This is a genomic window from Pseudomonas sp. CC11G (genome assembly GCF_056174845.1).
This window is the reverse complement of sequence record NZ_JBWBZC010000018.1, coordinates 88,060-109,806: the sequence shown is the minus strand read 5'-3', so window position 1 is coordinate 109,806 and position 21,747 is coordinate 88,060. Positions and strand designations below refer to the sequence as shown.

Below are 21,747 nucleotides of genomic sequence, written 5' to 3'. Positions count from 1 at the left end.
GCTGGGGCGCCTTTTATGTTGCTGATTGCGATCAATGCACCGGCAATTCCACGCCGTGGAACAACTCTTCCAGCTCCACTTTGTTATGGCACTGCACAGCCTTGGCCATTACTTCGCGGGTCAGGGCGGGGCGAACTTCTCGATAAAGTCGCACATAAAGCCACGCAGGAAGGTGCCGCGACGGAAGCCGATCTTGGTCACGCTTGGCTCGAACAGCTCGCTGGCATCGAGCACCACCAGGTCCGGATCGAGCTTGGCGTCCACCGCCATCTTGGCCACGATGCCCACACCCAGGCCCAGGCGAACGTAGGTTTTGATTACGTCGGCGTCGGCGGCGGTAAACACCACTTTCGGTGTCAGGCCGCGGTGGCTGAAGGCTTCGTCGAGTTTCGAACGGCCGGTAAAACCGAAGACGTAGGTCACGATCGGGTATTCAGCCAACGCTTCCAGAGTGAGCTTGGGAAGCTTGGTCAGGGCGTGGCCCTGGGGCACTACCACGCAGCGGTTCCACGTGTAGCACGGCATCATGATGAGGTCGTTGAACAGCTCCAGACCTTCGGTGGCGATGGCGAAGTCTACGGTGCCGTCGGCCGCCATTTCGGCGATTTGCGTCGGCGAGCCCTGGTGCATGTGCAGGGCAACGTCCGGGTACTGCTTGATAAAGTTGCTGATCACCGACGGCAAGGCGTAACGCGCCTGGGTGTGGGTGGTGGCAATGGAGAGCGTGCCTTTTTTCTCGTTGGAGAATTCCTGGGCGATCTGCTTGATGCTCTCGACCTTGCGCAGAATTTCGCCGGCAGTGGTGATGATGCGTTCGCCAGCGGGGGTGACACGGGTGAGGTGTTTGCCGCTGCGGGCGAAAACCTCGACGCCCAGCTCGTCTTCCAGCAGGCGGATCTGTTTGCTGATGCCGGGCTGCGAGGTGTACAGGCTCTGCGCCGTGGCGGACACGTTGAGATCGTGGTGCGCGACTTCCCAGATGTAGCGCAGTTGCTGGAGCTTCATAAATATCCCTCAAAGCTGAAAAGGCGACGCAGATGACGCCAAAGGCGTTATATAACCATAGTAGAGGTTAGAAGGCTAAATCTAGACTATTTCTTTGCATATGCCGCCTTTCACTTAGCCGCGCTCAAGTCTCTGCCCGAGTACGGTGTTGCAGCATGGGCACCAGGTACACCGGCACCTCCGCCAATTGCACCAGCCGGGTGGCGGTGCGCCCCAACGGAATATCCTGCGCCGCGCTGTGGCTGCTGTGGCTGCCGACCACCAGCAGGTCGACATTGAAACGCTGCGCCTCGGCCAAAATCACTTGCGGCGGGTCGCCCTGCACCACGCGCACGGCGCGCACCAGCTCCATGTCGTGCTGAGCGTCCCCCATCTCGTCGCGAAAACCTTCGAACACCCGCTGCTCAATGCTGGCCAGCACCCCGCTCAGGCCATTGGTGCGAATTTCCGTCAGTACCGCTTCATCCAGGTAGGTTTTCAGTACCGATTCGGCGAACAACCCCATGGGTTCTACCGCATGCACCACGTAAAGATCGGCCTTGAAGGCGCGGGTCATGGCCAGGGCATGCTGCAACACGTATGGGGCGTACAGGCCTAAATCGGTGGCGTAAAGAATTGAGCGAATCATGCGGCCTCCTAACTGCATTCATAACGGCCTGGCTTTGAGCTTAGCAGCGATGGCTATAAATCCAGCCGCTGTTAGCAGTCCAAGACGAACGGGCAGTTAAAAGGGCCGGGAGACTAGAGCTGCGGCTCGTTGCTGATGCCGTGGGGCACGTGGCCAGTGGCGACCACTTCGCGGCTTTTTTCGCAGTGACCAGCCTGGTCGTCGAAAAACACATCGGCGCCAAAGGTTTCCAGAATGGCGGTTTTCTCCAGGCCGCCGAGGAAGTAGCTCTCATCCAGTCGGATGTTCCACTCGCGCAACGTACGAATCACCCGTTCATGGGCCGGCGCCGAACGGGCGGTGACCAACGCGGTGCGAATCGGACAGCTCTCTTGCGGGAATTCCTGTTGCAGGCTGTGCAGCGCCGCCAGAAACGGCTTGAACGGCCCGCCACCGAGCAGCTCGCGGGCCGACTCGCGCTCGTGGGCCTGGAACGCCACCAGGCCGCCGGACTGGTAAACGCGCTCGGACTCATCGGAAAACAGCACCGCGTCACCGTCGAAAGCAATGCGCAGCTCGTTGCTGGCCGCGCGCCGGGCGCCGCCGGAGAGAATGGTGGCCGCGCCAAAGCCGGCGCGCAGGGCGCTGCGTACGTCTTCGGCGTGGGTCGATAAAAAGAGGTGGCAACCGAAGGCGGCGAGGTACGGGTCCGGGCTGCGGCCGCCGACAAAGGCGGCGCGGGAAATGCCCAGGCCGTAGTGCTGAATGGAGTTGAACACCCGCAACCCGGTGTCGGCGCTGTTGCGCGAGACCAGAATGACCTCGACCCGTTGCTGGCCGAGGGTGGTGTTCAGGGCCAGAAGCTTCTCGACCAGGGGAAAGGCGTCGCCCGGCGCAAGGATCTCTTCCTCGTGCTCGATCTGGTATTGGCGGTAGGCTTCCACGCCTTCGCTTTCATAGATGCTATGGCTTTCGCGCAGGTCGAACAGCGCCCGCGAGGAAATCGCCAATACCAGTTTGTCTGCCAGTCCCTTGCTCATAAGCACCTCACCCCAGATTGCGTGAATCGATAAAGGCCAGCTGTTGCGCCAGGGCGCGAATGCGCGGCAGGTCTACACCGGCGCGTTCGGCGGCGGCCAATGGCTCGGCGTAGATGTACTGCAGCTCCAGCGGGCGTTTTTCCACGAAGTCGTGGTACATGCTCGGCAGGTAGTCGGGCATGCGGTCGGTGGAGGCCAGCAGCTTGTCGGCGAACACCTCGGGAATGGCGTAACCGCAGGCCGCCGCGCCTTGAATCACTTCCTTCATGATGGCGAGGATCAGCGCACGGGTTTCACCATGCTTCATCAGCGCCGTGGTGCCGGCATTGAGTACTACTGACAGGCCGTTATACGGCACGTTCCACACCAGCTTCTGCCAGCGTGCCTGGGCCAGATTGGGCATGGCAGTGGAGTCGAGCCCCGCCGCTTTGAACAGCGCCGCGCCCTCTTCGGATATCGCCAGCTGGGCCGCGGCGTCAATGGCCGGGCCGCTGTGATAACCGAGGTTCACGCCGCCCAGCGATTGGTGTTCGATGATGCCAGGGCCGGAACGATGCACGCAGATATAGCAAAGGCCACCGAGCAAATGCAGGGACTCTGGCAGCAACGGCCGCAAGCCCTCTTCCACCGCCAGGCCGTTCTGCAGCAGCACCACCTTGGCATTGGGCGCCGCCGCTTTGGCGATCAGGGGCGCCAGATCGGCATTGCTGGTGCTTTTGGCGCCAACCAGCAGCCAGTCGCAGGCCGGAATGTCGGCGGCATTGCAATATGCCTGAACGTTTGCCAGCGTCAGTGCACCATGCACGGCGCTGTTGAGCTGCAGACCGCGCTCAGCCACTGCCGCATATTCGCTGCGCAGCAGGAAATGCACGTCGAAACCGGCCCGGGCCAGCATCAGCCCGTAAAACCCACCAATTGCGCCAGTACCAATGATGCCGATACGCGGCCCGCTATGTGGAGAGTGAGTTGCAGACATCAGGGAAGCTCCTCGGGTGTACGGGCCAAGGCCGCGTCAATGGCGGCGCTCAGCTCAGCAAGACTCAGGCGCGCAGAGATCGCGCCGAAAATTGACCATCGCGCACGACAAACAGCGCAGGCAAATGAAAAACCTCATAACGTTCGACCAACCCGCCGTTATTGGCGGCATCGATCCAGCCCAGGCGGGCCACCGGCAGCCCCATTTCCGGGAGCTCGCGGCGCGCCCAGCGGCAACTGGCACAACCTATGCTGGTAAATACCACAAGCGAAGTGCCAGGCCAGTCGAGCAATAAGCGATCGGCATCAAAATCCGTCAGCTCGGATTGCCTGGCTATACTGCTAGCAGTGATGTCCATAAGCCATCATCCGATGTAGTGGAGTTTTGCCGTAATGCGACAGTTTTTGCGTCATCCCAGTGATATGCCAGTTGAGCTAGTCCAGCGCAAGCACGCCTTCCTGCCCCGCCAGCGGTTGCACAATATCAGCCTCGGTGGCGTGGCCTGCAATTCCCCCAAAGGTTTTCGCCGGGGTACTGCCGTGGAGCTGCGCATTCCGCTGCTCGGCGAGCAGGCCCGCTACACCGGTGTAGTGGCCTGGTGCAGGAAACTGCCGGAAGACTACCTGGTGGGCATCGCCTTTATTGATGAAGAAACACTATTTCGCGCGCGAATGGTGGAACAGGTTTGCCAGATCGAGCACTACCGCCATCTGCGCGAACAGGAACTGGGCCAGCCACTGCCGGTGGAAGCCATCGCCAAAGAATGGATTGCCGAACACGCCGCCAGCTTTTCCTCCTTCAGCGGCCTGCAATAAGGCCCGCTATCCCGCCAGATTCGGCCTTTTATGCACTAACGCCCCATTGTCGAGGCCGGCCGTACGCGCTAAGGTTCCCACCCCGTTACGCTCAACGCTGCGCTCCGTCGCTCGGAGATGGCTGGCGGCCAACACCCGTGATCTGACTGACGACTGACTAACGAGTAGCACGATGGCTGATTTACCGATCGACGACCTTAACGTCGCCTCCAACGACACCCTGATCACCCCCGACCAGCTCAAGCGTGAAATCCCGCTGACTGAAGCCGCGCTGCACACCGTCGTGCAGGGCCGTCAGGTGATCCGCAATATTCTCGACGGCAAGGACCACCGCCTGTTCGTGGTAGTCGGCCCCTGCTCTATCCACGACATCAAGGCTGCCCACGAGTATGCCGAGCGCCTTAAGGTGCTGGCTGCCGAGGTGTCGGACACGCTGTATCTGGTCATGCGCGTTTATTTTGAAAAGCCTCGTACTACCGTCGGCTGGAAAGGCCTGATCAACGACCCGTACCTGGACGACTCTTTCAAGATTCAGGACGGTCTGCATATCGGTCGCCAGCTGCTGCTCGACTTGGCCGAAATGGGCCTGCCGACCGCTACCGAAGCGCTCGACCCGATCTCCCCGCAATACCTGCAGGACCTGATCAGCTGGTCGGCCATTGGCGCGCGTACCACTGAATCGCAAACCCACCGGGAAATGGCTTCGGGCCTGTCCTCGGCGGTCGGCTTCAAGAACGGCACCGATGGCGGCCTGACGGTAGCCATCAACGCCCTGCAGTCGGTGTCCAGCCCGCACCGTTTCCTGGGTATCAACCAGGAAGGTGGCGTGTCGATCGTCACCACCAAAGGCAACGCCTACGGTCACGTGGTGCTGCGCGGCGGTAACGGCAAGCCGAACTACGATTCGGTGAGCGTGGCCGTCTGCGAGCAAGAGCTGAACAAAGCCGGCATTCGCCCGAACATCATGGTCGACTGCAGCCACGCCAACTCCAACAAAGACCCGGCGCTGCAACCGCTGGTGATGGAGAACGTGGCCAACCAGATTCTCGAGGGCAACCAGTCCATCGTTGGTCTGATGGTGGAAAGTCATCTGGGCTGGGGCAACCAGTCGATCCCTAAAGACCTCAATGCGCTGAAGTACGGCGTGTCGGTCACCGATGCCTGCATCGACTGGGACACCACCGAGAAAACCCTGCTGGGCATGCACAGCAAGCTCAAGGCTGTGCTGCCTAACCGCCAACGTTAAGTGGCGTAAGGCGCAAACAAAAACGCCGGGCTTAGCCCGGCGTTTTTTTGTGCGTGCGATCAGTGCCGATCGCGGCGTTCCATATAGCGCTCCACGTAGGAGCACGATGGAATCACGGTGTAGCCCATGCGTTCGGCGTATTCCAGCGCCCGCTCGGTCAGTGCAGCAGCAATGCCACGACCACGCAGTGAGTTGGGCACAAACGTGCGGTAGATATCGAGCGTCTGCTTACCCAGGTCCATATAGGCAAGGTAAGCACGGTCACCGTCCACAGTGGTCTCGAATTGATGACCTGCCTGGTCATGGTTGATAGACAGCGCCTCGCTCATCACAACTCCTCAACGGGCCTTAGAACATGACCCTTACCTTATCGATCTTATCCAAGCGCAGAAACATCTCCGCAGACCCGATGCCAAATTGGACACTCAGATAGGCTTTGCCGTTCTCCACCTTGTGCAGCACACCCTGATAATAAGTACCGTCATGGGTAACGAACTGCAAACGCTTGCCAGCATATTTGGGCAGGCTGGCCACATCAACGAAGTCATATTGCGGCGTCGGCGCATTTGACTCAACTCTTTCTGCAACGACCAAGTCATTGGCCAATGTGTGCTTCAGCGCATTGGGGTCAAACCAGGCAAACCCCAGCGGCGTGACCAGCTCGCCATTGATCAGCAACGCAGGATGCAGCATGCCGAGCACATCCTTGGGCTCGAAAAATTGTAGACCCTCCCAGCTGATGCCCTCGTTCGGATTGAGCTCCAGGCGCAGCGATTGCGGGTCTTTGAGGTAACGGCCATAGGCCTCGAGCACCGGCGCATCCAGGGCAATACGCTGGCTGCGCAACACCTTGTCGAACTGCTCCACCGCCGTTTTCAGGTACGCCTCGGTGGTCAGGCTCAGCTTGCCGGCGCAGTACTCCTGCACTTTGCGCTGGTATTGGTTGTCATTGATTTCAACCGTTACCAACGACAACTCCGGTGGATGCGCGCGCATATCGCCGGGTTTATCCGACATATTGGCCAGGGCCATGCTGACCTTCAATTCACCCATATCGTGGGTATCGGAGGTCATGGAAAAGTGCAGCGTCTTTTGTGCCGGCGAAAACAGATAGGAGATTTCCGCATCGCTTTCAAAGGTGCGGTAGCCCATATCCAGTAGCTCGGTAGTACCGATAAAACGTACCTTGCCGCAGTTCACTTCACTCATGGCGGTAAACAGGCTGCGCTCGGTTGGCGCGTCGTAGAGCTGTTGCATAAAGGGGCCGTGCACATCCAGCGCCAAGCCTTTCAAGTTCAGCGCCAGTTGCTCGGGGAACTTGCCCTGGGCCAGACTTTCCTTGAAGCGCAACAACTCGCCCAAGCCATTGAACTTCAATTGCGCATGCTCGACGCGCACGCTGTCACCCAGGGCTGGCACGCGGATAACGAGTTTTTCCAGACCCACTCGGCCGTCGAAAGAAGAGGTAATGCCGCCGTAGCTGATATCCATAATGGGCGATAACTGGGCGATGGCATCGTTCATGATTGAACGCACCGATAACCACAGTGACAGCTTGATTAACACTGCAATGGCAAGCGCCGAGAGCAAACCCCATTTCAAAATCTTGGTCACGACGACGTCCTTGTAATTCAACGACACGCACGATGCGCTAGGTCTGGATTGCCGCAGCTTAACAGGCCGGCAAAGTGCCAGCTACTGGGGGATTTCACCGCTAACGCCAGGGGTATTAAGGCGTGTGAAGTGCAACTCGAAATCGGCTATTTGTGCTTGAAAGTTACGCGGCTAATAGCCGAATTAGTCGCGCAAGTGTGTAGCAGGCAACTACCGCTACCCCGGGGTGGCTGAATGTCGTAAATGCACAAGCCCTGGGCGCAACTGGATATTTTTCATCCAGGCTTATTACCACTTGCTTACATACCGCTCATTTTCACCAAAAAAATATGGAACGCTGGCGCTCGGTCCGTTTACTTACTACAAGTAATGAGTAGTATGTAGACCGGCAAATACCTCGAGCTCGGGGCAGTTGCTTTATGGAAAAAAATGCACCTTAAGGGGAACACGATGAACAACGTTCTGAAACTGTCTGCTCTGGCTCTGGCTGCCGTTCTGGCTACCGGTTGCAGCAGCACCACCAAAGAAACCGAAGCTCGCCTGACTGCTACTGAAGACGCAGCAGCTCGCGCTCAAGCTCGTGCTGACGAAGCTTACCGCAAAGCTGACGAGGCTCTGGCCGCTGCTCAGAAGGCTCAGCAAACTGCTGACGAAGCCAACGAGCGCGCCGCTCGTATGCTGGAAAAAGCCAGCCGCAAGTAATAGCCTTCGCGCTATAAGCCGGGTCCTAGCGATCCGGCTTTTTTTTGGGTGTCGTTTGGCAACGATCGGCTGCGCGTCGGCGGGGCGGCGTTAAAAATGCTTTTTAAATGCTCATGGGCTACAGCCCACTGCGCTTTAAAAAGCATTTTTGCCTTGCCTCGCTCTAGCTCGCTCGATCTCGAGCGGCGTGATGGCATAGATGGGAAGATCAAAACAAAAAAGCCCGCTGCGGGTTAACCGGCAGCGGGCTTTTTTGTATGGGTAAGGCTTACTGCACTACTGGCGCCGTATTGGCCATTACGGTACCCGGTACCGCGATTTCGACCGGCAGACCATCTTCGGCGGCGACCACATCACGCACCACTTCCCAGTCCAGGCTGACGCTGTTGGTCAGGTCTTCGCGCTTGAGCAGCGCGTTGATCACGGCGGTGTGTTTGTCGACGACCGACGGGTTGCCGTTGTCGTCCAGCGGGGTGTGGGCTTCGAGGTAGACCTTGCCGCCACTCACGCCGAACTTGTACGGGTCGTTGAGGATGCGCACCTTGGTACCCACCGGCACCATCTTCGCCAGTTCCAGCACGTTGTTGTTCAGCATGCGGAAGCAACCGTGGCTGACGCGCATACCAATGCCGAATTTCTTGTTCGAGCCGTGAATCAGGTAACCCGGCAAACCGAGGCTGAACTTGAACGGCCCCAGCGGGTTGTCCGGCCCTGGCGGGACGACGGTCGGCAGCGGGTCGCCATCGGCGGCGTGTTCGGCGCGGATGGAGGCTGGCGGGTACCAGGCAGGATTCGGGGTTTTGGCGGTGATGGTGGTCAGGTTGATCGGCGAGCCCCAGCCTTCACGACCGATACCCAGCGGGTAGGTGTGCACCACGTTCTCCCCTTTCGGGAAGTAGTACATGCGGTACTCGGCCAGATTAATCACAATGCCTTCGCGCGGGCCCGGCGGCAGCACAAACCGGGTTGGCAGAATGATCTGCGTGCCGGCGCCTGGCAGCCATGGGTCGACGCCCGGGTTGGCCGCGACCATTTCCAGGTAGCCCAGATCGTTCGCCACGCCGATGTCGGCGAAGGTGTCTTCGTACTTGGCGGTGATGACCTGAACCTGGCCAATGATGTCTTCGCCCGGTGGCGGCAGCGGGAATTCCAGCGCTGCGGCAGGGCCGACCGCAAACAAGGCGGCGAGTGACAGGGAACGGGCGACTGCAGGAGCGCGCGACAACATCCGGTGATCCTTGGCTGATTTAGCGAATAGGTAAAAGAAGGCGATTGTACACGCGCGCAACCCAGGCCGGGAGGGGCCTAGTAGCCCGGCCACTGCGGCCGGTCGCCCTCGCGCTGGGCTTGCAAGGTGGCAAAGCAGGCCGGGCAGAGGCGTTTGTCACGCAGTTGCGGTTTATCGAAATTCACCCATTTGGGCTGGGCCGGCAGCAAACCACCGCACAGGGTACGGTCGGCATAGCCGCTCAATTCGAGTTGCCGGGCCACCAGGTGCACGCGCACTTCACGGCAGGCGAACAGGTCGAGCTGCTCGTCTGGTTCGATCAGTTGATACGCGTGTAAGGACCAAGCGGGGCGCGGCATTGAAGGCTCCTGGAGACGGCGCCACCTTAGCCGAAAGATGGCGCATAAAAAAGCTCCCTCAGAGTAAAGGTTTGACGGTAGGCCAGGCGTTATCGAGCAGCTTGGTTTGTGCTGCCGCAGTCGGGTGAATCCCATCCGCCTGCATCAACTCCGGCACTCCACCAACCCCCTCCAGGAAGAACGGCACCAGTGGCACCTGTTTCTCGCTGGCCAGATTGCTGAACGCCGCCGCAAACGCCTTGTTGTAGCGCTCGCCGTAGTTGGGCGGCAACCGCATACCGAGCACCAGCACCTTGGCCCCGGCCTTTTGCGACTGTTCCACCATCGACGCAAGGTTTTGTTGCAATTGCGCGGGCGCCTGACCACGCAGGCCATCGTTGCCGCCCAACTCGATGATCACCAAGGCCGGCTTATGCTCTGCAAGCAGCGCCGGCAGCCGCGCGAGGCCTCCGGCGCTGGTGTCGCCGCTGATGGACGCATTCACCACTTTCTGCGCAAAACCGCCCTCTTCCAGGCGCTTTTGCAACAAGTTGACCCAGCCTTGGCTGGTTTCCAGGCCCAAACCGGCGCTGATACTATCGCCGACGACCAGCACCGTGCTTGCCACCGCCCCTTGTGCCCAAAGCATTACGACCAGGGCACTGGTTACCCACCATGTACGCATTGGAATCTCCATGACTGCGAGCATTCTTACTGCGCGGAACCTTAGCAAAGTGGTTCCTAGCGCGGAAGGCGATTTGACCATCCTGCACGATCTCTCCCTCGACCTCGCCCGCGGCGACAGCCTCGCCATCGTCGGCACCTCCGGTTCGGGGAAATCCACTCTACTCGGTTTACTGGCCGGCCTGGACTTGCCCAGCCAAGGCCAAATCACCCTCGCCGGCCACATCCTCAACACCCTCGACGAAGACCAGCGCGCCCGCGTGCGGGCCGAGCATGTGGGCTTTGTGTTCCAGTCGTTCCAGTTGCTCGACAGCTTGAACGCTCTGGAAAACGTGATGCTGCCGCTGGAGCTTGAAGGCCACCGCGATGCCCGCGAGCGTGCCCGTGCGCTGCTCGAACGCGTCGGCCTGGGCAAACGCCTGACCCACACGCCCCGCCAGCTCTCCGGCGGCGAACAGCAACGTGTCGCCATCGCCCGTGCCTTCGCCGCCGAGCCGGCGGTGCTGTTTGCCGACGAGCCCACCGGCAACCTCGACACCCACACCGGCGAGCACATCAGCGACCTGCTGTTTGAAATCAACCAGGAGCGCGGCGCCACCTTGGTGCTGGTCACCCATGACGAGCGCCTGGCGCAACGCTGCCACCGGCGCATCCGCCTGGAAGCCGGGCATATCGTGCAAGGCGAACCCGCCTGATGACCGGCCTCCCCTTCACTCGTCTGCTGAACCTCGCCGCTCGCCAACTGCGCCGCGACACCCGCGCCGGCGAGTTGCGCGTGCTGTTTTTTGCCCTGCTGATTGCCGTGGCCGCCAGTACCGCCATCGGCTTTTTCAGCGCTCGCCTGAACGCGGCGATGCAATTGCGCGCGACCGAGTTTCTCGGCGCTGACATGCTGCTGACCGGCAGTTCACCGGCCAGCCAGGCGCAACTGGACGCCGGCAACCAACAGCATCTGCACCATGCGCAACTGGTCGAATTCTCCAGCGTGATTGCCGGCGATGAAGGCATTCAACTGGCCAGCGTAAAAGCCGTCAGCAGTACCTATCCACTACGCGGTCAGCTGAAAAGCGCCCTCGCCCCCTATGGCGAAGAAACCACCGGCGGCGGCCGCAACCGGGGGAAGCCTGGGTAGAAGCGCGGCTACTGGTCGCGCTGAATGTGAAGGTCGGCGATAGCGTCGATGTCGGCGCCAAAACCTTGCGGCTGAGCCGCGTGCTCACTTATGAGCCAGACCGCGCCGGCGACTTCTACAGCCTCACCCCGCGCCTGCTGATGAACCTCGACGACCTACCCGCCACCGGCGTCGTCCAGCCCGGCAGCCGGGTGCGTTATGCCGAACTGTGGACCGGCAGTGCCGAGAATCTGGAAAGCTATCGCCAGGCCCTCAAACCGACGCTCGCGCCGAACCAGAAAATCGAAGGCGCGCGCGACGGCAATCGTCAGGTAGGCGGTGCGCTTGGGCGCGCCGAGCGTTACCTGAACCTGTCCAGCCTGGCGGCCGTGCTGCTCGCCGGCGTAGCAGTGGCCCTGTGTGCCGCCCGCTTTGCCGCCAAACGGTTCGACGCCAGCGCTCTGCTGCGTTGCCTGGGCCTGTCGCGCCGCGAGGCGCTCACCGTATTTACCCTGCAACTGGCCATGCTTGGCATCGTCGCCAGCGGCCTCGGCGCACTGCTCGGTTGGCTTGGGCAGTTGGGCTTGTTCTATCTACTCGGCGGCCTGCTGCCGGCGACCGTGCCTAGCGGCGGCGTGATGCCGGCCGTGGCCGGGATTGCCACCGGCCTGGTCGCCCTCGCCGGCTTTGCCTTGCCACCGCTGGCGGCGTTGGGCCGCGTGCCGCCATTGCGCGTGCTGCGTCGCGACCTGATGCCCGTGCCACCCAGCTCCTGGCTGGTGTACGGCGCGGCGCTCGGTGCGCTGACCCTGATTATGTGGCGCCTGAGCCTCGACCTGCCGCTCACCCTCGCCCTGCTCGGCGGCGGTCTTGTAGCAGCGTTGGTACTCGGCGGCGCATTGGTGCTCAGCCTGCAAGGCCTGCGCCGTCTGCTGGCCGGCGCGCCATTGCCGATGCGCCTGGGCCTTGGCCAGTTGCTGCGTCACCCGCTGGCAGCGGCCGGGCAGTCGTTGGCGTTCGGCTTGATTCTGCTGTCCATGGCGCTGATCGCGCTGCTGCGCGGCGAGTTGCTGGATAACTGGCAACAGCAATTGCCCAAAGACGCCCCGAACTACTTCGCCCTCAATGTGCTGCCGGCCGACAAAGACGCCTTCGCCGCCCAACTGACCAAACTGTCGCCCCACCCTGCCCCGCTGTACCCGGTGGTGCCGGGCCGTCTGACGGCCATCAACGGCCAGGCGGTAAAAGAAGTGGTGAGCAAAGACTCCACCGGCGACCGCGCCGTACGCCGCGACCTGAGCCTGACCTGGGCCGCCGATATGCCGGTGAGCAACAAGCTGGTGGCCGGCAGTTGGTGGGGGGCGGATAAAAACGCCGAGCTGCCGGGCGTATCCATCGAAAGCAAACTAGCCGAAAGCCTCAAGGTGAAACTCGGTGACCGGCTGAAATTCAACGTCGGTGGGCTTGACCGTGAAGCGCTGGTCACCAGCCTGCGCGAAGTGGACTGGGACACCTTCCAGCCCAACTTCTACATGATCTTCGAGCCAGGCACCCTGCAAGATCTGCCCGTCACCTACCTGACCAGCTTCTACCTGCCGCCGCAGCAAGAGCAGCAGTTGGTGGAACTGTCCCGTGCCTTTCCGGCGGTAACGCTGCTGCAGATCGAAGCCATTCTGGCGCAGCTGCGCAGCATCCTCGCGCAGGTGACGTTGGCGGTGGAGTACGTGCTGCTGTTCGTACTGGCGGCCGGGCTTACCGTGTTGTTCGCCGGCCTGCAGGCCACCCTGGACGAACGCATTCGTCAGGGCGCGCTGCTACGGGCATTGGGTGCCGAGCGCAAGGTGCTGCAACGGGCGCGGCTGGCCGAGTTCGGTGTGTTGGGTGTGGCCAGTGGTTTGCTGGCGGCGCTGGGCAGTGAGCTGGTGAGTTTTCTGCTCTACCGCTTTGCCTTCGACATGGTCTGGGCGCCGCACTGGTGGTTGCTGGTGTTGCCGCTGATCGGCGCGTTGCTGGTGGGCAGCGCCGGGGTGATCGGCACGCGCCGCGCGTTGAATGCGAGCCCGCTTACGGTGCTCAGAGAAGGCTGACGCCTTACTCGTAGGAGCGAGCTTGCTCGCGAATGCTGCACACGCCGATCATGGTGTTGCGCAGGTTCGCGAGCAAGCTCGCTCCTACAGGGGGTCAACACCGAGTTATTCGGGCTTCACGTACTCGATGGTATTCACCCACCACCACTTCTCGCCCTCGGGCGTATCCACCATAAATTCATCGCCCACTTCTTTCTTCAACAGCGCCCGCGCCATCGGCGAGTCGATGGAGATGTAGTCGTTGCGGCCGTGGATTTCGTCGTAGCCGACCACGCGAAAACGCTTGGTAACGCCCTCGTCATTCTCGATTTCCACCCACGCGCCGAAGTACACCTTGCCCTCCTGCTCCGGCGAGTACGCCACCACACGCATGTCTTCCAGGCGCTTGCGCAGATAGCGCACGCGGCGGTCGATTTCGCGCAGCAGTTTCTTGTTGTACTGGTAGTCGGCGTTTTCGCTGCGGTCACCCAGCGAGGCGGCCCAGGTGACTTTCTGCGTGGTGTCCGGGCGTTTGACCCGCCACAGGTAGTCGAGCTCCTGCTTTAGCGCTTCATGGCCTTCGACGGTGATGATTTGCGTGCTCACGCTAGGGTGTACCGAGTGACGTTAAGACGCGCGATCTTAACGCACACCCTGCAGCTGGTGCAGATACTCCCAGGGATAAATGCCGCGCTCATGGCCGTCGCTGAACACCAACTGCACGCCATAACCCTGCGGATGAATGGCGGTGATCTGCACCCTGTCATCGACCAGCGCAATCCGCCCGCCCAACCGCCCGGCCCGGCACCCCGAGCACGGGCAGGCGCCGCGCAGGCGCGCGTGGCTGAGTTCGATGGCGTCGCCCGTCGCCCACTCGATCTGCAACTGCCGCTCCTGCTTGCGATTGCGCAGGGCTACCGGGGCGTCCATCAGTGCACCGCCTGCAATTGGGCGATGGCGATACGCACGGCTTTGCGCACTTCCGGGTCGCTGTCGTGTTCGGCGGCCTGCAGCGCTGGCAGCGCGCTGACATCGGCCAGCTCGCCCAGCGCCAGCGCGGCTTCTTTACGCAGGTTGCTGATGCTGTGGCCCAGCACCTCGATCAGTGCCGCCAGGGCGCCGGCAAAGCGCAGCTTGCCCAGGGCGCGGGCGGCGCGCAGGCGTACTTGCCAGTAGTCGTCTTGCAGGGCTGTCAGCACGATGGGGCCGGCGGCAGCGAGGCCGACTTTACCCAAGGTAGTCGCCGCCTCTTCACGTACTTGCCAGGCCGGGTCTTGCAGCGCGGCCTGCAGCGCCGGCAGCACGCTGGCATCGCGCGCCAAGCCCAAGGCGCCGGTGGCGGCGCGGCGCACTTCGGCGTCCTGATCGTCGCTGGCCAAACGTGCCAGTTGCGCCAGCGCGGTGTGCTGCTTGAGCCAGCCAAGAATGCCCACGGCTTCGCGGCGCACAAAGGCATCGCTGTCGTTCAGCGCCAGCAAGGCCACCGGCGCGCTGTCGGCCAAGCGCAGTTCACGCAGGGCCCGCAACGCGCTGGCCCGCACGAACGCATCGGCATGCGCCGCCCACGGCAGAATCACTCGCCCGGCTTCGGCAGTTTTCAGTTCGCTGAGGCTTTGCGCGGCGGCAGCCCGCACCGCGTCATCGGCGTCGGCCAGGGCGGCGCACAGGGCGCCGACCACGTCTTCTTCCTCCCAGCCTTCGAGCAACCGGGCGGCTTCGCTGCGTACTTCGGCGGCGTTGTCTTGGCTCAGGGCATGGATCAGCCAGGGCAAACCGTCCGGCTCTTCGAGGTCGGCCAGGTCAATCAGGGCGATACGCCGCACGCCGCTGTCGCTGCTTTGCAGGCGCGGTTGCAGGTCGAGGATGTCGGCATTTTCTGTGAAGAGATCAGTCGTGAGATCGGTCATAGGGCTATTCGCAATGGCGGGTGATCGCTGGGCAAACCCAGCGGGGTCAGGCGTGGCAGCTCGCGTCCTTCTTCGTGGCGCAGCAGTTCCAGGCAATGGCGTTTGAGGTGGGTAAAGGCCGGGCTGGTGAGCAGCTCGGCGCGGCGCGGGCGGGCGAAGTCCAGGCGCAGGTCTTCGATAAAACGGCCGGGGCGCGGGCTCATCACCAGAATGCGGTCGGCGAGAAACAACGCCTCGTCGATATCGTGGGTGACGAACACCACGGTGGTGCGGATGCGTCCCCAGATTTCCAGCAACAGTTCCTGCATGCGCCCGCGCGTTTGCGCGTCGAGAGCGCCGAAGGGTTCGTCCATCAGTAACAGACGCGGGCGATTGATCAGCACCCGGGCGATTTCCGCGCGCTGTTGCATGCCGCCGGACAGCTGATTGGGCCAACGCGTGGCGAAATCCTGCAGCCCCACCAGACCGAGAAACTCCCGCGCCTGCTGTTGCCGCGCGGCCTTGTTCAGGCCCTGCATCTTCAAGCCGAAAGCAACGTTATCCAGCACGCTGCGCCACGGCAGCAGCGTGTGATGCTGAAACACCATGCCGCGCGCCGGTGATGGTCCGTCCACCACTTCACCATCTACCTTCAGCACCCCGGCACTGGGTTGCAGATGGCCAGCCAGGGCGCCCAGTAGGGTCGACTTGCCGCAACCGGACGGGCCGAGAATGCACACGAACTCGCCGGCAGCAATGTTGAAATCCAATGCCTGCACGGCCTCGAATGCCTGCGCGCCTTCGCCAAGGCGGATGGTCAGGCGCTCGACGTCGATACGCCCGGCCGATAGAAATGTTCCTGGCTGCTCATCGGCTGGCTCCCCGGTACCAGGGCGTCAGCAGGCCGCCGAGGTGTTTGACCAGGGCACTGCTGCCCATGCCCAGCACGCCGATCAGCAGCATGCCGACGATGATGTCCGGGTAGTTCTGAATGGTGTACGACTCCCACGTGTAGTAGCCGATGCCGAACTGCCCGGAGATCATCTCCGCCGTCACCAGGCAGAACCACGAGGTGCCCATGCCGATGGCCAGGCCCGTGACGATGCTCGGCGCGGCGCCCGGCAACACCACCTCACGCAGAATCGCCCAACGCCCGGCGCCGAGGCTGCGCGCCGAAGCGATCAACCGTGGGTCGACGCCTTCCACGCCATGCACGGTGTTGAGCAACACCGGGAACAGCGCGCCGGTGAAGGTGATAAACACCATCGACAGTTCCGACGAGGGAAACATCAGGATTGCCAAGGGAATCCAGGCTACGGCCGGAATCGGACGCAGCACTTCCAGCGGCGGCAAGAGTGTGTCTTCGGCCCATTTCCAGCGGCCGATGGCCACGCCCAGCAGTACGCCGAACAGCGCCGCCGTAACGTAGCCAGCGAACACCCGCAACAGGCTGCTGGACAGGTGCGCCCAGAGTTTGCTGCTTTCCACCAGAGCGACGGCGGCCTGGGCTACCGAGCTTGGGGTGGGCACGTAGGTGAAGGTGAGCAGGCCGAAGTCCAGACGCTGGCTGGCCGCTACTTGCCAGAAAAGCAGGCAGAGGGCGAGCGAGGTCAGCGCAGGGGCCAGCGGTATAAACGGGTCATTGCGTACTCCTGCACGATTCTGGATCCCCGCCTGCGCGGGGATGACGGTGTTCGTTACCAAAACCCCCGTCATCCCTGCGCAGGCAGGGATCCAGGCGCGGTGATCCATCAGGCAATCACATCAAAGCCCCACCACGGCCTGCTGATTGACACTGGCAAAATCCAACGCCGTGCCGCCATTCGCCGAGGCAAATTGCTGCGCCTGGTCCTTGAGCAGAAAAGCACTCAACTCCCCCTTGCTGTTGCGCACAAACCACGCCTGGCTGGCCAGCAACTTGATGCCGCTGTCGGCGGCCTGGGCATAGATGGCGCGGATGTCTTTGCCTTCTTTTTCCAGGTCAGCCAACGCTTTCAGCGCTTCTTCCGGCGAGCTGTAGTGGCGCACTTTTTCTTCACCGCGAACCCAGATCTGCGCCAGGCGCTTGAAGTCGGTGATCGGTTTGCCGGTGATGGCGTCATTGGCCTTGAGCGGTGCCGGCGCGTAGTTGGCCAGGGCTTTGTCGTAGTCCAGACCGGACTGCTTGAAGGCGGCGCGGATGTACTGGTCGTCCACAAACTGGTCGACGTCCAGGCCCTTGTCGGTCTTCTTCAGCAGCTTGAGGGTGTCGATGGCGGTGGCCACGGCCTTGCGGTATTCCGGCTTCCAGGTCAGGTCACGGGTTTGCAGGCCAAGCGGGCCGTGGAACAGGTAATTCACTTCGGCTTCAACGCCGGTGACCTTCTCGATCAGCTCGCTGTATTTCTCCGGTTCAGCGGCAATCAACTGGTCTGCTTCCAGGCTGGCGCGCAGGTAAGCGGTGACAATTTCCGGGTATTTCTTCGCGTAGTCGCCGGCCACCAGGGCGCCGTGGAAGGTCGGCGCATTGGCTTGCGAGCCGTCGTAAATCTTGCGGGCGAAGCCACGGTTGGGGAACAACTCGGCGAACGGCACGAAGTCGGCGTGGGCATCGATGCGGTTGCTGCGCAGCGCCGAGCCGGCAATTTCCGGCGCCTGGGCGATGATCTTCACGTCTTTCTCCGGGTCCCAGCCTTGCGCGGCGACGGCGCGCAGCAGCATGCCGTGGGCGGTGGAGGCGAACGGCACCGAGATGGTCTTGCCCTTCAACTGCGCCAGCGACTGCACTGAAGACGCGGCCGGCACCACGATGCCGTTGCCGCTACCGGTGGTGCTGCCCGAGAGCACGCTGATAAACAGGCTTTGCTTGCCGGCATCGCGGAATGCCACGCCGTTGAAAGAGCCGGGGAAGTCGGCCATGGCGCCGAAGTCCAGTTTGCCGGCGACCATTTCGTTAGTCAGCGGCGCGCCGCTGGTGAAGTTCTTCCACTCCACTTCGTACTTGGCGTCTTTGTACTTGCCGTCGTGCGGCAGGTATTTGTCCAGCAGGCCCAGTTCACGAATCAACAGGCCGCCGGTGGCGCAGTTGATGGTGGTGTCCTGGGTGCCGATGGCGATGCGGATGGTTTCGGCTTGGGCCTGGGTGGAAGCCAGGCCGATGGCCAGCGCGAGGCCGGCGAGTTTGGTGCGCAAGTGCATGGGTAAATCCCCTCGAATCATGGTTATTTGAATCGTCTCCGCCACGGTTTTGGTGGTGGGAAACGAGGGGGTGGTGCAAGCAAGGCGTCCGTGTTTGGCGGATGGCGGTAATTTTTCGAACTCCACCGTCATCCCCGCGCAGGCGGGGATCCAGAATCTCGCGTCGTACGCCGCTCTGCGTAACATCCGAAATTCTGGGTCCCAGCCTTCGCTGGGACGACGGGTGTTTTTAGTTGGGTCGTGCGTCAACGCAGCAAATACGGAATTTCGACCTTCACCGCCCCGGTCGGGCAGTCCTTTTCACAAGGCATGCAGTACCAGCACTCGTCGAACGCCATATAGGCTTTCTGGGTGGCCGGGTTAATGGCCAGAAGGTCCATGGGGCAGACCTCGACGCAGACCGTGCAGCCTTTTTCGGCGATGCATTTGTCTTCGTCGATGGTGACCGGCGCGTTGCTACGGAAGAAGATTTCCTGGGGCTGATAGGCCATGACACGGTGTCCTCGGAGCCTCTGGCTCTCTCGTTTTCTGTTCTGAAAATCAGGCGGCCGCTTCGGCCTTTACCCGCAGGCGGTTGTAGGCCTGCTGCTCTTCGTCATCCAGGGCGATCAGGTACGGTTCCACCGGCTTCTTGAAGCTGGTCATCTGCCCGTCCGCGCCTTTGTGCAGGTGGCAATGCACAAACCACTCGGCGTCGTTACGCATGGGGTGATCCACACGGTGGTGGTACAGGCCCCAGCGGCTTTCGGTGCGAAACAGCGAGGCACGCGCGGCCATCTCGGCGCAGTCACGAATCACGCTGACTTCCAGGGCGCGCATCAGCTCATGGGCGTTGTTGGCTTTGAGCTGGTCCAGGTCTTGTTCGATGGCGGCAAACCGGTCCAGGCCCAACTGCATTTTCTTGGTCACTTTCGGCGGCTGCAGATAGTCGTTCACAAAGCGCCGGAGCTTGTATTCCACCTGTGCCGGCGGCAGGCCGTGTTCGCGCAGCAGCGGCGCATACACGCGGGCGCGTTCGCGTTCGATCTGCTCGGCGTCCAGCTCGGTGAAATCACGCTCAGCCACGTAGTCGGCGGAGTTGGTGCCGGCAAACCAGCCGTAGGTGAAGGCGCCGAGCATGTAGTTGTGCGGTACGGCGGCCATGTCGCCGGCCGAGTACAGACCCTTTACCGAGGTCTCGGCTTTTTCGTTCACCCATACGCCCGAGGCGCTGTGCCCGGAGCAGAAGCCGATCTCGGAGATATGCATCTCCACCATGCTCTGCCGGTAGTCGGTGCCGCGGTTGGCGTGGAACTGGCCACGGCTGGGGCGCTCGTTGCTGTGCAGAATTTCTTCGATGTTCTGGATGGTTTCCTCGGCCAGGTGGTCAAGTTTGAGAAACACCGGGCCGTTGCCGCTTTCGAGTTCCTGGTGGAACTCCCACATCATCTGGCCGCTCCAGTAGTCGCACTCGATAAAGCGCTCGCCCTTGTTGTTGGCGGTGTAGCCGCCGAGCGGGCCGGTGACGTAGGCGCAGGCCGGGCCGTTGTAGTCCTTGATGAGCGGGTTGATCTGAAAGCACTCGAGGTTCGCCAGTTCGGCACCGGCGTGGTACGCCATGGCGTAACCGTCGCCGGCGTTGGTCGGGTTCTCGTAGGTGCCCATCAGGTAACCGGACGCCGGCAAACCCAGGCGGCCGGCGGCGCCGCAGCAGAGGATCACGGCCTTGGCCTTGATCACATGGAAGTCGGCGGTGCGGCTGTCAAAACCCATCACGCCGTTTACCGTGCCTTCGGCGTCGGTCAGCAAGCGGGTGGCGATTACCCGGTTGGTGATTTCTACCCGGGCGCGTTTGAGTTGGCGGTACAGCACTTTCTTGATGTCGTGGCCTTCGGGCATCGGCAGCACGTAGGCGCCCATGTGATGCACTTTCTTTACCGCGTAGTCGCCGGTTTCGTCCTTTTCGAACTTCACCCCCCAGCGGTCGAGCTGCTCGATGGTTTCGAAACTGTGGGTGGCGTAGGCGTACACGGCGGCCTGATTGACGATGCCGTCGTTGGCCACGGTGATTTCCTTGGTGTACTGCTCGGGCGTGGCGTGGCCGGGAATGATGGCGTTGTTGAGGCCGTCCATGCCCATGCTGATAGCGCCGCTGCGTTTCACGTTGGCTTTGTCCAGCAGCAGCACGCGCAGGTTTTTGTTGCGCTCTTTGGCCTTGATCGCCGCCATGGGGCCGGCGGTGCCGCCGCCGATGATGACGATGTCGTACTCGCGTTCGATGGTTGGGTACTGGCTCATACGTGGCGGCCCTTGTGACGGTCACTGCGCAGGCGGTACTGGAAGGCATCGCCGCGGTAGTAGAGGTATTCGAAATCCAGCGGGGTGCCGGCATCGTCGTGGGTCAGGCGTTCGATGCGCATGATCGGCGCGCCCTCTTCCACTTCCAGCGCGCGGGTGAGGTCGGCATCGGCGAGGATGGCGTCGATGGCCAGGTCCGCATGGCCCAGAGCAATGCCGCAGTCGTTTTCCAGAATCAGAAAGATGTCGCGGGTGACCAGATCGGCCTTTTCCAGGCGCTGACCGAGGTGCGCGGGCACGTAGGTCACTTCCAGGGAAATGGGCTCACGGTTCACCAGGCGCACACGCTTGATCTCGGTGACCGGCGCGCCCTCCTCTAGCTGCAAGGTTTCGGCAACCCGCGGCGAAGCCGGGATGTGCTTTACGCTGATCAGGCGGTTGATCACCTCGTAACCCATCTGCCGCATCGACTCGGCCAGGCCCTGCAGGGTGCTGACGTTCTGGAACGCTTTGGGCTTGGCCACGAAGGTGCCCTTGCCGTGAATCTTGAAAATCAGCCCTTCTTTCTGCAGATCGCCCAGCGCCTGGCGCACGGTGATGCGGCTGACGGCAAAAGCGGTGCCCAGCTCGCTTTCCGACGGCATGCGGCTGAGGGCCGGGTAGGTGCCGTCGAGGATGCGGGCGCGCAGCACGTCTTTGAGCTGGGTGTAGAGCGGGACTGGGGACAGCGGGATCAATTCAGCCATTTCATTTCTCGCGAAGCGTTACTTGTTATAACAAGTTGTGACGAGAAGATAGGAGCATAAGGGCGAGGCGGCAAGGATTTTTATGGCATATGCATATGAACGGAAAATGGCAGGAAATCGAGTGTCGCCCAGCCCTCTCCCCTAGCCCCTCTCCCGCAAGCGGGAGAGGGGAATCCAATCGAGATACTCCCTTGCTACTCGTTCAAGCCCCCTCTCCCGCTCGCGGGAG

At 61.8% G+C, this 21,747-nt stretch carries 21 protein-coding genes and 3 pseudogenes; 5 read left to right on the top strand and 19 right to left on the bottom strand.

What is annotated here, in order from left to right; all coding sequences use genetic code 11:
- Window positions 1-31: 31 nt before the first annotated feature.
- The 5 genes and pseudogenes from cysB to AC0V2S_RS19930 all read right to left on the bottom strand — a co-directional run bounded on the left by cysB (window position 32) and on the right by AC0V2S_RS19930 (window position 3,986).
- Window positions 32-1,005, bottom strand: a pseudogene (gene cysB / locus AC0V2S_RS19950) (HTH-type transcriptional regulator CysB).
- A gap of 124 nt (window positions 1,006-1,129) precedes the next feature.
- Window positions 1,130-1,633 carry a universal stress protein gene (locus AC0V2S_RS19945; protein ID WP_475511235.1) on the bottom strand — a complete coding sequence of 168 codons (504 nt, stop codon included), beginning with the start codon at window positions 1,631-1,633 and terminating at the stop codon, window positions 1,130-1,132.
- A 113-nt stretch (window positions 1,634-1,746) separates the two neighbouring features.
- Complete coding sequence (locus AC0V2S_RS19940; protein WP_475511234.1) at window positions 1,747-2,652, bottom strand: 5'-nucleotidase; 906 nt, start codon at window positions 2,650-2,652, stop codon at window positions 1,747-1,749.
- Between the two features lie 7 nt (window positions 2,653-2,659).
- Window positions 2,660-3,628 (bottom strand): putative 2-dehydropantoate 2-reductase, encoded by a 969-nt coding sequence (locus AC0V2S_RS19935; RefSeq protein WP_475511233.1) that lies wholly within the window; start codon window positions 3,626-3,628, stop codon window positions 2,660-2,662.
- Window positions 3,628-3,986: pseudogene (locus AC0V2S_RS19930) on the bottom strand (YbbN family protein). The gene AC0V2S_RS19935 and the pseudogene AC0V2S_RS19930 overlap by 1 nt, the downstream one beginning before the upstream one ends.
- A 34-nt stretch (window positions 3,987-4,020) precedes the next feature.
- Here AC0V2S_RS19930 and AC0V2S_RS19925 point away from each other — a divergent pair.
- On the top strand, window positions 4,021-4,443 hold the full coding sequence (locus tag AC0V2S_RS19925; protein ID WP_475511232.1) for a PilZ domain-containing protein: 423 nt from the start codon (window positions 4,021-4,023) through the stop codon (window positions 4,441-4,443).
- 172 nt (window positions 4,444-4,615) lie between these two features.
- On the top strand, window positions 4,616-5,689 hold the full coding sequence (locus AC0V2S_RS19920; protein WP_475511231.1) for a 3-deoxy-7-phosphoheptulonate synthase: 1,074 nt from the start codon (window positions 4,616-4,618) through the stop codon (window positions 5,687-5,689).
- A 59-nt stretch (window positions 5,690-5,748) separates the two neighbouring features.
- On the opposite strand, the gene AC0V2S_RS19915 is transcribed toward AC0V2S_RS19920, so the two are convergent.
- Both AC0V2S_RS19915 and AC0V2S_RS19910 read right to left on the bottom strand, forming a co-directional pair.
- Window positions 5,749-6,018, bottom strand: a complete 270-nt coding sequence (locus AC0V2S_RS19915) for a GNAT family N-acetyltransferase (protein ID WP_108096718.1) — start codon at window positions 6,016-6,018, stop codon at window positions 5,749-5,751.
- Between the two features lie 19 nt (window positions 6,019-6,037).
- Entirely contained in the window at window positions 6,038-7,303 is a 1,266-nt protein-coding gene (locus tag AC0V2S_RS19910; protein WP_475511230.1) for a hypothetical protein, read from the bottom strand.
- 450 nt (window positions 7,304-7,753) lie between these two features.
- On the opposite strand from AC0V2S_RS19910, the gene AC0V2S_RS19905 reads away from it, so the two are divergent.
- Window positions 7,754-8,005, top strand: coding sequence for an Lpp/OprI family alanine-zipper lipoprotein (locus tag AC0V2S_RS19905; RefSeq protein ID WP_122450457.1), 252 nt, complete (start codon window positions 7,754-7,756; stop codon window positions 8,003-8,005).
- Window positions 8,006-8,273: 268 nt separating this feature from the next.
- Here the strand turns inward: AC0V2S_RS19905 and AC0V2S_RS19900 are convergent, their stop codons facing one another.
- From AC0V2S_RS19900 to AC0V2S_RS19890, 3 genes are all read right to left on the bottom strand, one after another.
- Window positions 8,274-9,233, bottom strand: a complete 960-nt coding sequence (locus AC0V2S_RS19900) for a L,D-transpeptidase family protein (RefSeq protein WP_475511229.1) — start codon at window positions 9,231-9,233, stop codon at window positions 8,274-8,276.
- 77 nt (window positions 9,234-9,310) lie between these two features.
- Window positions 9,311-9,592: a hypothetical protein gene (locus AC0V2S_RS19895; RefSeq protein WP_475511228.1), complete on the bottom strand. Its 282-nt coding sequence runs from the start codon at window positions 9,590-9,592 to the stop codon at window positions 9,311-9,313.
- A gap of 58 nt (window positions 9,593-9,650) precedes the next feature.
- Window positions 9,651-10,256, bottom strand: coding sequence for an arylesterase (locus tag AC0V2S_RS19890; protein ID WP_475511227.1), 606 nt, complete (start codon window positions 10,254-10,256; stop codon window positions 9,651-9,653).
- A gap of 10 nt (window positions 10,257-10,266) precedes the next feature.
- Between AC0V2S_RS19890 and AC0V2S_RS19885 the strand changes: the two genes are divergently transcribed.
- A complete protein-coding gene (locus AC0V2S_RS19885) occupies window positions 10,267-10,950 on the top strand; it encodes an ABC transporter ATP-binding protein (RefSeq protein WP_475511226.1) in 684 nt (227 codons plus the stop codon).
- Window positions 10,950-13,453, top strand: a pseudogene (locus tag AC0V2S_RS19880) (ABC transporter permease). Before AC0V2S_RS19885 ends, AC0V2S_RS19880 begins: the two are co-directional and overlap by 1 nt.
- Window positions 13,454-13,558: 105 nt before the next feature.
- On the opposite strand, the gene greB reads toward AC0V2S_RS19880, so the two are convergent.
- From greB to AC0V2S_RS19835, 9 genes are all read right to left on the bottom strand, one after another.
- A complete protein-coding gene (gene greB / locus AC0V2S_RS19875; protein ID WP_475511225.1) occupies window positions 13,559-14,038 on the bottom strand; it encodes a transcription elongation factor GreB in 480 nt (159 codons plus the stop codon).
- Window positions 14,039-14,074: 36 nt separating this feature from the next.
- Window positions 14,075-14,362 carry a DUF971 domain-containing protein gene (locus AC0V2S_RS19870; protein ID WP_475511224.1) on the bottom strand — a complete coding sequence of 96 codons (288 nt, stop codon included), beginning with the start codon at window positions 14,360-14,362 and terminating at the stop codon, window positions 14,075-14,077.
- A complete protein-coding gene (locus tag AC0V2S_RS19865; RefSeq protein WP_475511223.1) occupies window positions 14,362-15,339 on the bottom strand; it encodes a HEAT repeat domain-containing protein in 978 nt (325 codons plus the stop codon). Before AC0V2S_RS19865 ends, AC0V2S_RS19870 begins: the two co-directional genes overlap by 1 nt.
- On the bottom strand, window positions 15,336-16,154 hold the full coding sequence (locus AC0V2S_RS19860; RefSeq protein ID WP_475511245.1) for an ABC transporter ATP-binding protein: 819 nt from the start codon (window positions 16,152-16,154) through the stop codon (window positions 15,336-15,338). Before AC0V2S_RS19860 ends, AC0V2S_RS19865 begins: the two co-directional genes overlap by 4 nt.
- Before the next feature lie 31 nt (window positions 16,155-16,185).
- On the bottom strand, window positions 16,186-16,950 hold the full coding sequence (locus tag AC0V2S_RS19855) for an ABC transporter permease (protein ID WP_475511244.1): 765 nt from the start codon (window positions 16,948-16,950) through the stop codon (window positions 16,186-16,188).
- Between the two features lie 132 nt (window positions 16,951-17,082).
- Window positions 17,083-18,495 (bottom strand): ABC transporter substrate-binding protein, encoded by a 1,413-nt coding sequence (locus AC0V2S_RS19850; RefSeq protein ID WP_475511222.1) that lies wholly within the window; start codon window positions 18,493-18,495, stop codon window positions 17,083-17,085.
- A gap of 245 nt (window positions 18,496-18,740) precedes the next feature.
- On the bottom strand, window positions 18,741-18,986 hold the full coding sequence (locus tag AC0V2S_RS19845; RefSeq protein WP_108096737.1) for a 4Fe-4S dicluster domain-containing protein: 246 nt from the start codon (window positions 18,984-18,986) through the stop codon (window positions 18,741-18,743).
- Window positions 18,987-19,035: 49 nt separating this feature from the next.
- On the bottom strand, window positions 19,036-20,772 hold the full coding sequence (locus tag AC0V2S_RS19840) for a fumarate reductase/succinate dehydrogenase flavoprotein subunit (protein ID WP_475511221.1): 1,737 nt from the start codon (window positions 20,770-20,772) through the stop codon (window positions 19,036-19,038).
- Window positions 20,769-21,518: a GntR family transcriptional regulator gene (locus tag AC0V2S_RS19835; RefSeq protein ID WP_475511220.1), complete on the bottom strand. Its 750-nt coding sequence runs from the start codon at window positions 21,516-21,518 to the stop codon at window positions 20,769-20,771. Before AC0V2S_RS19835 ends, AC0V2S_RS19840 begins: the two co-directional genes overlap by 4 nt.
- Window positions 21,519-21,747 lie beyond the last annotated feature (229 nt).

Excerpts from the sequence above, each read along its gene's own strand:
- AC0V2S_RS19840 (WP_475511221.1), bottom strand. The coding sequence starts at position 20,772 with ATGAGCCAGTACCCAACCATCGAACGCGAGTACGACATCGTCATCATC.
- AC0V2S_RS19915 (WP_108096718.1), bottom strand. The coding sequence starts at position 6,018 with ATGAGCGAGGCGCTGTCTATCAACCATGACCAGGCAGGTCATCAATTC.
- AC0V2S_RS19865 (WP_475511223.1), bottom strand. The coding sequence starts at position 15,339 with ATGACCGATCTCACGACTGATCTCTTCACAGAAAATGCCGACATCCTC.
- AC0V2S_RS19895 (WP_475511228.1), bottom strand. The coding sequence starts at position 9,592 with ATGCCGCGCCCCGCTTGGTCCTTACACGCGTATCAACTGATCGAACCA.
- AC0V2S_RS19850 (WP_475511222.1), bottom strand. The coding sequence starts at position 18,495 with ATGCACTTGCGCACCAAACTCGCCGGCCTCGCGCTGGCCATCGGCCTG.
- AC0V2S_RS19885 (WP_475511226.1), top strand. The coding sequence starts at position 10,267 with ATGACTGCGAGCATTCTTACTGCGCGGAACCTTAGCAAAGTGGTTCCT.
- AC0V2S_RS19890 (WP_475511227.1), bottom strand. The coding sequence starts at position 10,256 with ATGCGTACATGGTGGGTAACCAGTGCCCTGGTCGTAATGCTTTGGGCA.
- AC0V2S_RS19835 (WP_475511220.1), bottom strand. The coding sequence starts at position 21,518 with ATGGCTGAATTGATCCCGCTGTCCCCAGTCCCGCTCTACACCCAGCTC.
- AC0V2S_RS19905 (WP_122450457.1), top strand. The coding sequence starts at position 7,754 with ATGAACAACGTTCTGAAACTGTCTGCTCTGGCTCTGGCTGCCGTTCTG.
- AC0V2S_RS19925 (WP_475511232.1), top strand. The coding sequence starts at position 4,021 with ATGCGACAGTTTTTGCGTCATCCCAGTGATATGCCAGTTGAGCTAGTC.
- AC0V2S_RS19920 (WP_475511231.1), top strand. The coding sequence starts at position 4,616 with ATGGCTGATTTACCGATCGACGACCTTAACGTCGCCTCCAACGACACC.
- AC0V2S_RS19935 (WP_475511233.1), bottom strand. The coding sequence starts at position 3,628 with ATGTCTGCAACTCACTCTCCACATAGCGGGCCGCGTATCGGCATCATT.
- AC0V2S_RS19900 (WP_475511229.1), bottom strand. The coding sequence starts at position 9,233 with ATGTTGTCGCGCGCTCCTGCAGTCGCCCGTTCCCTGTCACTCGCCGCC.
- AC0V2S_RS19870 (WP_475511224.1), bottom strand. The coding sequence starts at position 14,362 with ATGGACGCCCCGGTAGCCCTGCGCAATCGCAAGCAGGAGCGGCAGTTG.
- AC0V2S_RS19845 (WP_108096737.1), bottom strand. The coding sequence starts at position 18,986 with ATGGCCTATCAGCCCCAGGAAATCTTCTTCCGTAGCAACGCGCCGGTC.
- AC0V2S_RS19945 (WP_475511235.1), bottom strand. The coding sequence starts at position 1,633 with ATGATTCGCTCAATTCTTTACGCCACCGATTTAGGCCTGTACGCCCCA.
- AC0V2S_RS19940 (WP_475511234.1), bottom strand. The coding sequence starts at position 2,652 with ATGAGCAAGGGACTGGCAGACAAACTGGTATTGGCGATTTCCTCGCGG.